This is a genomic window from Francisella frigiditurris, assembly GCF_001880225.1.
Classification (GTDB): Bacteria; Pseudomonadota; Gammaproteobacteria; order Francisellales; family Francisellaceae; genus Francisella; species Francisella frigiditurris.
The window spans coordinates 1795949-1810470 of the sequence record NZ_CP009654.1 but is presented as its reverse complement, the minus strand read 5'-3'; the positions used below and the strand labels follow the sequence as shown (position 1 = coordinate 1810470).

Genomic DNA, 14522 nt, shown 5'->3' with positions numbered 1-14522 from the left:
ATGGCTGAACAAAAATCAATTAATTATTTCAAAGCACTTGAGGCAGCCGTTCACTCTATTGTTATTATAGACGATAGAGGCACAATCTTAATGGCAAATAAAGCTACTTGTAAGTTATTTGGTTATGAACCTGAAGAACTTGTGAGTGAGAATGTAAAGATATTAATGCCACCGAAGATAGCAGGAGAACATGATGGCTATTTAGATAAATATTCCAAAACTCATAAAGCATCTATTATAGGAACGGGTAGAGAAGTAGAGGCGATTAAGAAAAATGGTCAAAAATTTAAAATACTTCTTTCAGTTAGTGAAATTAAAGATAAAGATAAAATAACTTTCCTAGGGATTATACAAGATTTATCAGCACAATATGCTCTAGAAAATAGGCTTAAAGTAGCATATAAAGCACTTGAGACAGCCGTTCATTCTATTGTTATTATAGACGATAGAGGCACAATCTTAATGGCAAATAAAGCTACTTGTAAACTATTTGGCTATGAGCCTGAAGAACTTGTGAGTGAGAATGTAAAGATATTAATGCCATCGAAGATAGCAGGAGAACATGATGGCTATTTAGATAAATATTCGAAAACTCATAAAGCATCTATTATAGGAACAGGTAGAGAAGTAGAGGCAATTAAGAAAAATGGTCAAAAATTTAAAATACTTCTCTCAGTTAGTGAAATTAAAGATAAAGATAAAATAACTTTCTTAGGGATTATACAAGACTTATCAGCACAGTATGTATTAGAAAATAAAATGCAAATAGCTCTACAAGCTATAGAATTTGGTATATGGGAATGGGATGCTGAATCTGATAGGGTGGTGTGGGATAGAGGTATGCTTTCTCTATATGGTATAAAATTTAGAGAAGAGTTTAATAATCGATATAATACGTGGTTAGAGAAGATACATCCTGATGATAGAGAAGAGTTTGATCAGGATATGAAATTAGCATATAAAGAAAAACACTCTTTTGAAAAAGTTTTTAGAATCATAACTCCAGAAAAAACTAAATCAATACAGTCCTTTGTTAACTATTTACATGATGGAAATAATAATGTTTCAAAATTAGTTGGTATTAATTGGGATATTACCGAAAAGACTAGGCTTGAAGACTATATATTAAAAATATCAGAAATACAAAATAAGTATTTAGTAGGGAAAAGCTTAAAAGAGATATTTCAAGAAGCTTTAGAGCATACCTTAATTTTTTCTAATAGTGAGTATGGATTTATAGCTGTTTATGAAGAGGGAAATAAAGAAAAATTAAATCTATTCCTATCAAATATAAAAAATAAGAGAGTTCAAGAGAAAAGTATAGTCTTTAAGAATGTGCCAGAGATACTAAGAAAAACACTAGAAGAAGGAATTGATATAGAGACTGATATTCTTCCTAAAGCTTCTTTAAATAATCTTTCTACAGAATATACAAATATTAAGAATTATATTGGAATTACAATATTTGATAATGATAAGAAAGTAGTTGGAGCATTGGGTTTAGTTAATTGTAGTAGTTATTATATGAAACGAATGACAGAGTTTTTGCAACCTGTAGTTAGTTCCGTTGGAGCTATTATGTCATCAAATAAGCAATATAAAGAAATAGAAAAGCTTGCAAGTAGAGATAGTTTGACAGGATGTTATAATAGACACTTTTTTGAAAAAGAGTTAAATAAAGAGTTTGAAAATTATATAAAAGCAGAAAAGACTTTTGCTGTGCTTATTATAGACATTGATAACTTTAAAAAAGTTAATGATATTTATGGTCATAAAATAGGAGATACAGTTTTAAGAGAGTTTGCTAATAGGATACACAGAAATAGTAGAGCTCAAGAAAAAGACTTACTTGCTCGACTAGGAGGAGATGAGTTTGTTCTTTTATGTAAAGATGTAAATGTAAATGAAGTTAAAAAGATTTCCCAGAGGATAATTCAGATATCTGAATTATCTTATTTAATAGAAAACTTAAGTCTAGACTGTACGGTTTGTGTTGGAGCGGCTGTATATGATACTAAAGAGACTCTGAGTGATTTAATGAAATATGCTGATTTTGCACTTTATGAAGCAAAAAAAGAAAAGCCATCAATTTGTATTTTTACTGAGAAAACTAAAGAAAAATATATTCAAAGCAATAATTTAGATAATTTAGTTAATAAGATTTTAAAAGAAAAAAGTTTAAATATTTATTATCAGCCAATAATAAATATAGAAGATAATAGTTGTTCAAAGATTGAGGCTTTAATAAGACCGTCAGCTCCATTAAATGGTATTGATGTTCTTGAGATAATACATTTAATAGAAAAAAATGGATTAGCAGAAAAATTGAATTCTATAGTTTTTGATAAAGTTTTTGATGATTTAGAAAAAATAGAAAGTTTAAAAGAAAAAATTATTGTATCTGTAAATGTATCTCCTGTAGTTAAAAATCTCCCTAGCTATTTATCTAATCTTTGTGATTTTATTCATATAAATAATAATAGACTATCTAATAATATTCAATTTGAGCTAGAGATAACAGAATCTGCTTTTATGAAATTCTCTGAAAAAGAGTTGGAAGATGCTGTAAATAAATTACATGAATATAATATACGATTAGCAATAGATGATTTTGGAATAGAATATTCATCATTAAATAGAGTAGTTGCTTATAGTTTTGATACATTAAAGATAGATAAATCATTGGCAGATAAGTTAAAAGATAGAGATAATATTGCTGCAAAGAGTGTTTTTAAAGCTATTTTTTATATTGCCAAGCAGATAGATCTAGATGTCGTTATTGAAGGAGTTGAAACTGAAGAGCAGGTTGATAAACTATATAAATTAGGTGGAAGATATATTCAGGGTTATTATTTTTCAAAGCCAAAACCGCTTTCTGAAATAATAAAAAAATTTTAACTTAATGGAAAGAGTTATTATTGATTAATTAACTTTTCAATAATATTCTTAGCATTTTCAATTTTACCTAAGTCTTCAGAGAAAAATAATCTTATATTTGCGATATCCTCCACATTGACATTTTCTGATAACATAGTTTTCTTTAATCTATCCAAAACTATTAAACCACCATCTTTAAGAGTATTTGGTAACCATATCCATATGTTTCTTTCAGATATGCGAGTCAGCATATCTGTTTTACGTAGAATACTCTTTACACCTTTAGCAAAATTATCTACTTGCTCAATATCTAATTTTTCTATTACACTTATTTTTACTAAAGAAAATACATATTCTTTATTTCTGTATTGCATATTAGAGTTCCACTCAAGCATGCTATAAAAAAAATCTGGAGAAACATAATTTATATTATCAAAAACACATAAAGCATGATCAATATCTATTCTTATATAGTTCTCAGCTTTGTCAGTTATCTCATAGTTATAAACCTTTAGTTTTGCTAAGTTATGTATATCAGAAACTGCTTTACACTCTAAACATGAAGAAATTATGTTTGTCTCTTTAAAGCTATTGTTACACTTATTGCATAGATGATTAGAAGTATTATCATTAGATAAGCTTTCATTTTTACAATAGGGGCAGCATTCTGAAAAAATTAAATGAGCCGATGAGCATTTATTACAACATAAATATGATTTAACTATATTTTTAACTTTAATAAATTCACTAGACTCTAACTCTGATAACCATTCCTGATAGCTATTCTTTTTATTGCTAAAAATCTCTATTAGTGGATAACTAAATAAAGAATCAGACTCTTCATTAAGGTAAGCATCTAAGCTTTTATCATATACTTTTCTTGTATATAAATAGGTTATTAATCTAAATTGCCAGTCTCTCTTAGCTCTATCAACTATATGTTTTCTATTGCCTAAACTAGAGCGTTCTTGTCCTATTACATTGATATATTCTTTAAATGTTTCAAAATCAGAATATTGTTTGTCGACAAACTTTTCGTCTTCAGAGTTGATGCAGAAAATAGGTATTAAATATGTGTTAACATGTGATCTGATATCATATATTGTATTAAGTAATGAAGATTGATCTCTTATATTAACAATGACAGCATCAACAGCATTATAAGCTAAAGATAAATGAAATTGATCTTCTTTAGCTTCTGGAAAATCTTTGATTTCACATTTCAGTTCTTGTCTTATATCTTCTCCAATATCACCAAATATAGCTACTTTAGATTTGTCAGAAAACATTACTTATACCTTTTTTGATGTTCTATAAAAATTATACATTTAGTATGCTAGATAATGCAAAGATATAATTTTAGAGACTAAGAAATAGTTATTAGAAAAGATTATTATTTTTTTCCAGATGTATTTTTATTTAGTTTTGAAAGGATTATCATACCAGTTACTACAGCTATTATTATTATAGCTATCATAATAGTTGCTAAAGCATTTATTTCAGGCGTTGGTCCATTTTTTACTGTTGAATAGATATACATTGGTAAAGTAGGGTTATCACTTCCTGCCACGAACTCTGTAATTACAAGGTCATCTATTGATAGCGTAAAAGTAAGTAAAGCTGAGGTGATTAACGAAGGCATTAATTGAGGTAGCATTACAAAGAAAAAGGTCTTAGTAGGGCCTGCACCTAAATCAAGAGCTGCTTCTTCAAGAGATATATCTAAGCTTGCTATCCTAGATTGCATAACAATTGCTACATAAGCTGTACACATTGTTACATGTGCAATAACAACGGTTGTTGTACCTCTCTCATGAGGCCAGCCGATAAGTTGTTGGAAGCTAGAGAAAGTAAGTAATAGTGCCACACCAAGAATAATATCTGGTAGTACTAGAGGCGTTGCTACTAGTCCATATAAAAAGTTTCTTGTACGAAAAAATGTAAATCTAGTAATAGCATAAGCAACAATGGTTCCTAGTATAGTAGATATTATTGATGCAAGAATAGCAATTTTCAAACTAACTAAAGCAGCATTTATAATGTCTAAATCGTCAGCCAACTCTCTATACCAGTCAAGAGTAAAGCCTCCCCATAGGTTAATAATGGCTGAATCACTGAATGAAAAGACAACCAGAATTATTAAAGGAACATAGAGAAAAATAATTCCTAGAATTAAGACGATATTGCTAAAATTAAGTTTCTTCATAATTTCAACTCCTTCTAAACAAAAGTTTGTTTAGACTGTATTCTTTGCATCCATAAGATAGGAATTGCAAGAATTATAATTAGTAGCATAGAGATTGCAGCAGAAATTCCCCAATTATTAGATGTGAAGAACTCTTCCCAAATGATGTTACCTATCATTAGCGTATTTTTTCCACCCATGATTTGAGGTACTACTACTTCTCCAACTGCTGGAACAAAAATTAATAAACTTCCAGAAATAAGACCAGGCATAGATAAGGGAAGAGTTATTTTAAAGAAAGAGTTTATTGGTTTTGAACCAAGATCTTCAGCAGCATCATAAAGGATTGGGTCAATTTTAATTAATGTGCTATAAAGTGGTAATACTAAAAATGGTAAGTAACAATACACCATACCTAAATACATTGAAAAATCATTATACAACAATGCCATACTAGGAAGTCCTAGACTCATTAGAAATTGATTTAGTTTATGGTTGCCTAATAAAGTTACCCATGCATATGTTCTAAGTAAGAATGAAGTCCAGTAAGGAATAATTATAAGTACTAAGAAGAATATTTGAGTGTTTTGCTTTGCTCTAGATAAAGCTAAAGCCATAGGATAACCTATTAGAATACATAATATAGTAGTGATTAAAGCTACTTTTATTGAGTCATAGAGTGCTGTAAAAATTAAGTTATAGTGTAGTAGCTCTAAATAGTTCTTTAAATAAAGTGTGAAATGTAGCGTATCATCTTTAAATAGTATAATAGGAGTAACTGGAGGAGTTCCGTTAGCAGGAAGTGTAAAGCTTATACCTAGTACAAATATGAATGGTACAAGTAAAAATATAATAAACCATGAAAATGGTAACAAATAAACCAAAGTATTTCTTAAGTTTCTATTTGATTTATCCATTATGAATATAGCACCATTATATTTTGTGATTCCCAAGTCAGATATACTTCATCACCCCATGAAGGATGGTCAGCATTTCTTTCTATATTAAAGTCCGTAGATTTAACTATTTTGCCACCTTCAGTTCTTACGTGATATGTAGATAGTCCACCTAAGTAAGCAATATCTTCGACTACTCCTTTGATACAGTTTACAGGTTTTTTGGGATCATAATCTTCTGGTTTTTCTTTATCAATGAATATCTTTTCAGGTCTTAATCCTACCCATATTTCTTGGTCTTCTACGCCATCTATATTTCTTTCTAATATGAATGAGGTTTTAGCTTCATCTGATTCAATTACGCTCTTATTTTTTGAGGTTTTGCTAATTCTGCCTTCAAAGATAGCACTTTTACCAATGAAGTTAGCTACAAATTTACTTTTAGGGAATTCATAAATCTCTGATGGAGGACTTACTTGTTCTAGCCAACCATCAGACATGATTCCTATTCTAGTTGACATTGTCATAGCTTCTTCTTGATCATGAGTTACCATGATAAATGTGCTACCTGTTTGTTCTTGGATATCAACAAGTTCAAACTGCATTTGATCTCTTAGGTTTTTATCTAAAGCAGATAGAGGCTCATCTAGTAATATTAGTTTAGGCCTTTTTGCAAGACATCTTGCTAATGCAACTCTTTGTCTTTGACCACCAGAAAGTTGATGAGGCTTTCTTTTTGCAAGATGCTCCATTTTAATAATTTTAAGAGCAGCATTTGTTCTTTTTTCTATATCTTCTTTTGGTAATCTGTCTTGCTTTAAGCCAAACATAATATTTTGTTTAATTGTCATATGAGGGAATAGTGCATATGATTGAAACATCATGTTTACAGGTCTTTTATACGGCGGGATATTTGACATATCAACACCATCAATAATGATTTTACCATCAGTAGGTTTTTCAAATCCGGCAAGCATTCGTAATAAGGTACTTTTACCACTACCAGACCCTCCAAGTAGTGAAAAAAATTCTTTAGGATAAACATCTAAGTTGATGCTATCTACTGCCAAATGACCGTCGTCAAACTGTTTTGATAGGTTCTTTATAGTAACCAAGGGTTTTTTAGGAGTTTTAGACATCTTCAAACCTTCAGCAAATAAGATTTAGTGACGTTAATAATAAGTAATTTTTTTTAAAAGATAAAGCAATATTTAGGTAAATCAAAATAGTTAAAAAAACGTAGCTTAAATGTTACTATGTTTTTGAGGAAAAAAGTGAATGAGGAGATTAGATGAATCAGTTTTATTTGAAAGGTTTAGACAACGTAACTCAAGAGTGTAAAGATATTTCATTAAATCCAGAAGTTGATAATTTACCAAATTGGTTTGATGGGAAAATCTTAAGAATAGGCCCAGCAAAATTTAATATAGGAAATCAAAAGTTAAATCATTGGTTTGATGGCTTAGCAATGGTTTATAAATTTGAAAAGATAGATAAAGATATTGTTTTTAGTAATTCATTTTTAAAATCACCACAATATAGGGCTAATCTTAAAAATAAGATGTTATTCGATGAATTTGCTACATTATCTCCAAAGAATAAGTTCCAAAAAATACTTACATCAATTAAGCGTATACTAAAGATAAGTAAAGAAAGACCTAGCTGCAATGTTAACTTTATGAAAGCAGGGAAAAATTTACTTGCTATAACAGAAGTAACCAATACCATAAAACTTGATAATGACGGTATTTCAACTTCGGGGGAATATAGCTTTAATGATGATATAAAAGGTCAAATCACTTGTGCTCATCCTCAATATGATCCAGATACAAAAGAACAGTTTAATTTTGCTGTAAGTATTGGAAAGGACTTTGAGTATAGTATTTTCAGAATGAAAAACGAAGAAGAAAAGAGAGACATTATTTGTAAGTTTAAAAGCAAAGATTTCTTTTATTCTCATAGTTTGTTTTTGACTAAAAATTATATTATTTTATATGCTGGTCCACTACGAGCAAGAGCAACTTCTTTTTTAACAAAAACATTTAATGAAAGTTTATATTATAAAAAAGATGCTAGATGTGAGTTTATTTTTATTGATAGAAGTAGTGGAGAGATTTCTAAAATTGATTCAGAACGAATGCTGTTTTTACATTCAGTTAATGCATATGAAAAAGATGGCTTCGTTAACTTAGATATAGTTGCTTATTTAGATGAGCTAAATCCTTATGATAATTTATATCTGGATAAAATAAAAACAGGCTCTTTTATGATGAGAACTGAATTAAGAAGATATGAAGTAGATATTTTAACTAAAAAAAGTGAATGTATTTTTTTAAATAAACAAAATCTTGAATTTCCAAGAATTAATCCAGAATTTTTAACAAAAGAATATAAATACGTTTATGCTGCTGTGCAAAATAAGAATACTCCAGAAGAATTCTTTAATGGAATAGTAAAAATTGACTTAGAAAATAATCAAGAAGATATATGCTTCTTTAAAAAGGGAGAGTATGTTTCAGAACCAATCTTCATTAAAAAGCCTGAAGTTATTGATGAAGATGATGGTGTGATTTTTATTAATGTTTTGGATGCTAAAAAAGATTTATCTTATATTAGTATTTTGAATGCAAAAGATTTAACACTTTTATATAAAGCATATTTACCAATAAAGATACCTTTTTCTTTACATGGTATTTATTTGAAATAAAAAGAAAGAATTAGAAAGAAATTTATTGGGAGTTGATTAACTCCCTTTATTATTTATACATCCTTTGTAGGGTTAAGTTTTGCGTAAGTTAATAAAACTTTATTGAATAATTAATCCGTATGGATATATTTATAAAAGAAATTGATATGATCTAATAAATAAAATGTATAAGCTTTATTTTAAAATATTAAATTAGATTTACTATAAGTGCAGAAGTTAAATGAAAAATATTATTTTTGATTTTGATTCTACTTTGATAAAAGGAGAGTCGTTAGAAATTCTTTTAGAACCAATTTTAGCTCAAGAGCCACAAAAGCTTATTGAAATTGAGAAAATTACAAACATGGGTATGAGTGGTGATATTGACTTTAAAACCTCTTTGGAGAAAAGGTTGGCTATAGCGAAGCCCACTAAAAAGGCAATAGATAATTTTGTTAAATCTTATTGTCCTAATATTTTTTCTAAAGGTATGGTAGAGCTAATAAATAAAATGCACAAATATAAATATAATGTTTGGATATTTAGTGGGGGATTAGCTGATTCTATTAGGCCATTCGCTGAACATTTGAATATACCTAAAGAAAATATCTATGCTGTTGAAGTTGAGTGGGACGGTAAAGGAGAATTTATTAAATTAAATTCAAGTAATGGTGCGGCAGAATCAAAAACTACTGCTATGGATAAAATTAAAGACAAGTTTAAAAATATCGAAAGTATAGTTGTTGGGGATGGCTATACTGATTATCAGCTTTATGAAAAAGGGTATGTAGACAAATTTGTAGCTTATGCAGAACATGCTCAAAGAGAAAATGTTTTAGCTAAGGCAAAATATATAGCAAAAGATTCTAAAGAGCTTGAAGCTTTATTGTTTTAATTTTTTATTTGTTATTACTGAATGTAGGAAAGCCAAGGTTAAAATAAGTACTCCAATACTTCCACTAAACCATTCTGGAATGTGCATAAATATTTTTAAAATCAAAACAATTGCCAAAAAACCAATAGCGTAATGTGCACCATGTTCTATATATATATATTTTGAAAGAGTTTCTTTTTCAACAAATAATATAGTTAATGATCTAACAAACATGGCACCAATACCTAGGCCAATCATTATAATTATAATATTTGTTGTAATAGCGAATGCTCCTATAACCCCGTCGAAACTGAAAGAAGCATCAATTATTTCTAAATAAATAAATCCCATAAGACCATTCTTTGCTATTTCAGTAGTATTAAGCTGAGGTTTGTTAAAGATTGAAGTTAATATTCCTAAAACTTCATGAGTTATTACACCTAACAAAAATGCTAAAGCAACTTTTCCTTGAGACTGTACTGGTGTGTATAGAACTAAGAGAAAACCTATAATTATAGCAAAAACTATATACCCTCCATCATAAGCTTTGATTTTTCTTACTAAAATGTTGTTTTCTATAATAGCTATCCATTTGTGTTCATTGTTTTCGCTTAGGAAAAAGTTTAAAAATACCATAAGCAAGAAAGCACCACCAAACCCACATATTAAAGGCATAGATTGCTCTAATATTTCTTGGTATAAGAGAGGGTTGTTGGTTGCAAGCTTAACAACCTCAAGAAAACTAAATTGACTAGTTACACTAACTAAAAGAATTGGAAAAACAAGCCTCATTCCAAATACGGCAATTGGTAGACCTACAACTAGAAACATTTTTTGCCAAAACTTAGACATTCCATTTAGTATTTTTGCATTAATAACAGCATTATCAAAGCTTAACGACACTTCTAAAACAGCTAGCAATAATATGGTATATATTGTTGCAGCTATATTGTCTGGGAATAGATAGACGCCAATGATTACACCCAATATTGTAATAGCTATAGAGCCATAAAAATATTTTAAAATCTTCACCTAATTTAAGAGTATGTAATTTATTTTATAATAGTCAGATTTTAACATATAATGTAATCCAATCAGTAATTTAATAAGCCTCTTAGTTATGTCGATAGCTTTGTATACATTGATACTATTAGCAATTGCTTTTTTTCTTTGGAGAAATTTTCTTAAGAATAAAGAATTTGCTATAGATGTGGCACATAATGTGGCAAAGAAAAATGATATTTCTTTACTTGATGAGACAGTTTGCTTAAGAAAGATAAGTTTTAAGTTTGAAGATAAAAGGTTATGTTTCTATAGAGTATATTCATTTGACTATAATATTATGGAAAGCTTTGAAAGATATAGAGCATATATAGTATTGAGAAATGGTATATTAGATGATGTTATAATCTCAAAAACTGAATCTGTTTCTGCTCATGAGGATACAAATATTTCTAATACTAACCATGAGAAAAATGTTATTAATTTTGATGAATAAGGATAGATTATGATTCATTTATACCAGTTACCTAAATTTAAAGATAAAGAATATAGCATGAGTCCTTTTTGTCTTAAACTAGAGTTGTATTTTAAAGCTATGGGCATAGATTATGTAAATCAGTTTAGTCTTGAGTTAAGTAAGTCACCTACAGGAAAAATGCCATATATAGAAACTCAAGGTAAGAAATACGCAGATTCCGGACTTATTATAGATATGTTAGAATCAGAGTCTGGTAACTATTTAGATAGTCATCTTTCAAAAGAGCAAAAAGCACAAGCTTGGGCTTTTATTAGAATGTGTGAAGATAATATATATTGGGTTGGTGCATATGGCAGATGGATAGATTCAGATAATGTGCCAAATTGGAAAAGTATTCTCCAAGAAACTGTTGGTATGCCAAAAATAATGTTGAATTTATTATTCCCTGCGATGAAGAGAGGTGTTGCTAAGCAACTAAAAGGACAGGGATTGTTATTGTTGTCTAAAAAAGAGATTTATCAAAAAGCCACCAAAGATATAGAATCAATCGCTAATTTTCTTAATGGAAGAAAGTATTTCTTTAATGGGAAATTATCATTGGTTGATATCGTCGTATTCAGTATGTTGGTAATGTCAGCAAATGGAAGTTGTGGCAAAAGGCTTTTAAATATTGTTAAAGAAAATAATTTAGAGAATTTTATAGAAAATATTAATACAAAATATTTCGCTTAGTTTTCAGAATCCCCTTGTAGGTAATTTATCAAGTTTATATAATCAAAAGATATGCTTATAAAACTTATATGTTTTATCTAAGTATAATTCGCTTAAATTCTTTTTATAAAGAATATCTATTTAATCAAAATTCGGGGGGAGAAAAATTGGTTATAGTTGATGAAAAAAAAAGAGCTAGATATTTTGTTTCTTTATTTTTCTTGCAATTGTTCGAAAGGTTTAGTTTTTTTGGTTTTTTTTATATTTTAATATTTTTTTGTATTAATAAACTCAGCTTGACAGAATCTCAAGCATCTATTTTTGCAGGATCATTTACTGCATTATGTTATGTACTTAGCTCATTAGGAGGATATGTTGCAGATAAGGTTCTAGGTGTTAGAAGAGCATTATTTACAGGTGGTATTTGTTTGCTCTTAGGCTATTCTATTTTAGCTAGTGGAGATTTATTTACTGATGCAGCGGTTTATTTTGGGCTAGCTATGGTGATTACTGGTGCATGCATGTTTGTACCTATGACATTAAATAGTGTGTCAAGATTGTATGCTGGAGATCCTGCAAAACTAGATTCAATATATGCATACTTTAATATGGCTAATAATATAGGGGCTTTATCTGGAGCTATTTTGATTCCTTATCTTAGTAGTGCTGACTCATATGGACTAGAAAATAGGCATTATGGACTTGCTTTAGGTGTTTGCGCTTTTGGAGTATTACTAGCTTTATTAAATGTATTTCTAAATAAGCAGTTGTTTTTATCAATCGCCGCTCCAATAGGTAAAAAGGCATTAGGCTTTAAGAAGTTGGTGACTGTTATCTTTGGGGTTATGATTTTTATTTCTCTAATAGCAACTTTATTATATTTTAACAGGGTTATTAGTTTGGTTCTTGTGGCTGCTGTCATCGTGATTGTTGGATACTTTATTTATATGACTTTTCAACAAGATAAAGAATATCGATTAAAGATGTTGTTATTACTAGTATTTATATTCTATGCGACCATATTTTTTATGACATATGCTCAAAAAACAACATCTTTCTTTCTATTCAATGTGCATCATGTTGACTTGAATGTGCTGGGGATGAGGTTGAACTCACAAACAGTGCCCGGTTTGTTAAATACTTCAGGGATACTTATATTTTCACCACTTTTGGCTATGTATTTTAATAAGATGGGTGATAGACTTCGCTCAACTAGTAAGTTTGCTCTTTGCTTAATGTTTGCTGGTTTATGCTACGGTTTTTTGTTTCTAGTCTGTTTATTTAATGATCCAACATCTAAAGTTTCTTTTTGGTGGGAAGTTTTTGCTGTGGGAGTCTTCTTTTCTTGGGCAGAGATTATGGCAACAGCAGTTGGACTTTCTTTAATTACACAGCTTGTGCCTACAAGAGTTAGAGGCTTCTGTATGGGTATGTGGTTCTTGACATGGGCTGTCGGTATAAAGATGGGTGCATTTATTGCATCGTTGTTTGCAAGTAGTAACTTGGAAAGCTCTAAAAGTTCAAAATTATTAGGTCAAGCTAAGATTGATAGTTACTTAGGATATCAAGAATTATTTATGTGGATTATGATAGTTACTTTAGTAGCAGCATTTTCCCTATTCATAATAAAGAGATGGATTAATAGGGTCATTTATAATAACTAGGTGTTTTTATGGCAATAAACGTTTTGGAAATAAATAAGGATAAGTTAAGAACTAATATAGAAATAATCAAAAAATATATTGGAAATACAAAGCTATGTTTTCCTGTTAAAGCCAATGCATATGGGCATGGTTTAGAACTTGTTGTAAGTAGCTCTTGTGATTTGGTTGATTATTTTGCTACGGCTAATGTATTAGAAGCATTGAGAGTAGTTAAGATAACGGATAAGCCAGTAATTGTTTTTGGTGTTGCTGAATTTGAATATATTGAGGATATTGTGAAATATGATTTACGCATAAGTGTCCAGAATTATAATGATATTGCTATTTTAGAAAAACTTGCAAAAAAATATAAAAAAATAATAAAAGTTCATATAAATGTTAATACAGGTATGAACAGAATGGGAGTCGATTATGCTGATGCAAAAAGAACTATAAAAAGAATTTATGAATCAGACTATATAGATTTAGAGGGTATTTATAGTCATTTGGCTTGTGCAGATAATAGAGATCATCCTACTAATAAAAAACAAATATTAAGATTTGAAGAGCTTAAGCAATATACAAAATCAATTGATCAGAATATCCTTTGTCACCTCTCTAATTCTTATGGATTTTTAGGTCAGAGAAATATCTCTTATGACATGATTAGACCCGGTATATTGACTTATGGCTTCTTACCATATTTTTATCTTGATAGAGAGATTAGAGAAATTAAACCAATAGCACGACTTTTATCTAAAGTTGTTAAAATTATAACGCTAAATGAAGATGAAGGTGTTGGTTATTCGGTAATATATCGTGGTTTTGAAGGCGAGCAGATAGCTGTTGTTCCAATAGGGTATGGTGATGGATTTCCTAGAGAACTTGGAGATAGAGGGGTAGTTAATATAAATGGTCATATATATCAAATGGCTGGAAAAATGAGTATGGATGCTTTAACTATTTCTCTTGGTAGGAACGAGTATGGAGTTAAAGTTGGAGATGAAGTTGAGTTGATATCAGATATTCCTAGAAATAGGAATAGTGCATTTTCATTGGCTCAGCAAGTTCTTACCATAGAGTACGATATAATGTCAACATTAAATGATAGAATTGTTAGAAGGCTTGTATAAATGAGCTTTCTTTACTTTGTGCTAGAAAAAAAGTAGA

General features: G+C 29.4%; 12 protein-coding genes. 7 read left to right on the top strand and 5 right to left on the bottom strand.

What is annotated here, in order from left to right; translation table 11 throughout:
* A complete protein-coding gene (locus KX01_RS09000) occupies window positions 1-2898 on the top strand; it encodes an EAL domain-containing protein (protein ID WP_071664665.1) in 2898 nt (965 codons plus the stop codon).
* Window positions 2899-2915: 17 nt separating this feature from the next.
* Here KX01_RS09000 and KX01_RS08995 read toward each other — a convergent pair whose 3' ends face one another.
* The 4 genes from KX01_RS08995 to KX01_RS08980 all read right to left on the bottom strand — a co-directional run bounded on the left by KX01_RS08995 (window position 2916) and on the right by KX01_RS08980 (window position 7097).
* Window positions 2916-4166 carry a TackOD1 domain-containing metal-binding protein gene (locus KX01_RS08995; RefSeq protein WP_071664664.1) on the bottom strand — a complete coding sequence of 417 codons (1251 nt, stop codon included), beginning with the start codon at window positions 4164-4166 and terminating at the stop codon, window positions 2916-2918.
* A gap of 104 nt (window positions 4167-4270) precedes the next feature.
* The gene (locus KX01_RS08990; RefSeq protein WP_071664663.1) at window positions 4271-5083 is read right to left on the bottom strand and encodes an ABC transporter permease; all 813 of its coding nucleotides are present in this window, start codon (window positions 5081-5083) and stop codon (window positions 4271-4273) included.
* Between the two features lie 14 nt (window positions 5084-5097).
* On the bottom strand, window positions 5098-5979 hold the full coding sequence (locus KX01_RS08985) for an ABC transporter permease (RefSeq protein WP_071664662.1): 882 nt from the start codon (window positions 5977-5979) through the stop codon (window positions 5098-5100).
* The gene (locus tag KX01_RS08980) at window positions 5979-7097 is read right to left on the bottom strand and encodes an ABC transporter ATP-binding protein (RefSeq protein WP_071664661.1); all 1119 of its coding nucleotides are present in this window, start codon (window positions 7095-7097) and stop codon (window positions 5979-5981) included. Before KX01_RS08980 ends, KX01_RS08985 begins: the two co-directional genes overlap by 1 nt.
* Before the next feature lie 152 nt (window positions 7098-7249).
* On the opposite strand from KX01_RS08980, the gene KX01_RS08975 reads away from it, so the two are divergent.
* Complete coding sequence (locus tag KX01_RS08975; protein ID WP_071664660.1) at window positions 7250-8665, top strand: carotenoid oxygenase family protein; 1416 nt, start codon at window positions 7250-7252, stop codon at window positions 8663-8665.
* A 220-nt stretch (window positions 8666-8885) separates the two neighbouring features.
* Window positions 8886-9539, top strand: a complete 654-nt coding sequence (locus KX01_RS08970) for an HAD-IB family phosphatase (protein ID WP_071664659.1) — start codon at window positions 8886-8888, stop codon at window positions 9537-9539.
* Here KX01_RS08970 and KX01_RS08965 read toward each other — a convergent pair.
* Complete coding sequence (locus KX01_RS08965; protein WP_071664658.1) at window positions 9528-10550, bottom strand: DUF475 domain-containing protein; 1023 nt, start codon at window positions 10548-10550, stop codon at window positions 9528-9530. The two genes, KX01_RS08970 and KX01_RS08965, sit on opposite strands and share 12 nt — an antisense overlap.
* Window positions 10551-10638: 88 nt before the next feature.
* Between KX01_RS08965 and KX01_RS08960 the strand changes: the two genes are divergently transcribed.
* The 4 genes from KX01_RS08960 to alr all read left to right on the top strand — a co-directional run bounded on the left by KX01_RS08960 (window position 10639) and on the right by alr (window position 14485).
* A complete protein-coding gene (locus tag KX01_RS08960) occupies window positions 10639-11016 on the top strand; it encodes a DUF3301 domain-containing protein (protein ID WP_071664657.1) in 378 nt (125 codons plus the stop codon).
* A gap of 9 nt (window positions 11017-11025) precedes the next feature.
* Window positions 11026-11730 carry a glutathione S-transferase family protein gene (locus KX01_RS08955; RefSeq protein ID WP_156860398.1) on the top strand — a complete coding sequence of 235 codons (705 nt, stop codon included), beginning with the start codon at window positions 11026-11028 and terminating at the stop codon, window positions 11728-11730.
* Window positions 11731-11876: 146 nt separating this feature from the next.
* Window positions 11877-13373, top strand: a complete 1497-nt coding sequence (locus KX01_RS08950; RefSeq protein WP_156860397.1) for a peptide MFS transporter — start codon at window positions 11877-11879, stop codon at window positions 13371-13373.
* A gap of 14 nt (window positions 13374-13387) precedes the next feature.
* Complete coding sequence (alr, locus tag KX01_RS08945) at window positions 13388-14485, top strand: alanine racemase (RefSeq protein ID WP_071664803.1); 1098 nt, start codon at window positions 13388-13390, stop codon at window positions 14483-14485.
* Window positions 14486-14522: the final 37 nt, after the last annotated feature.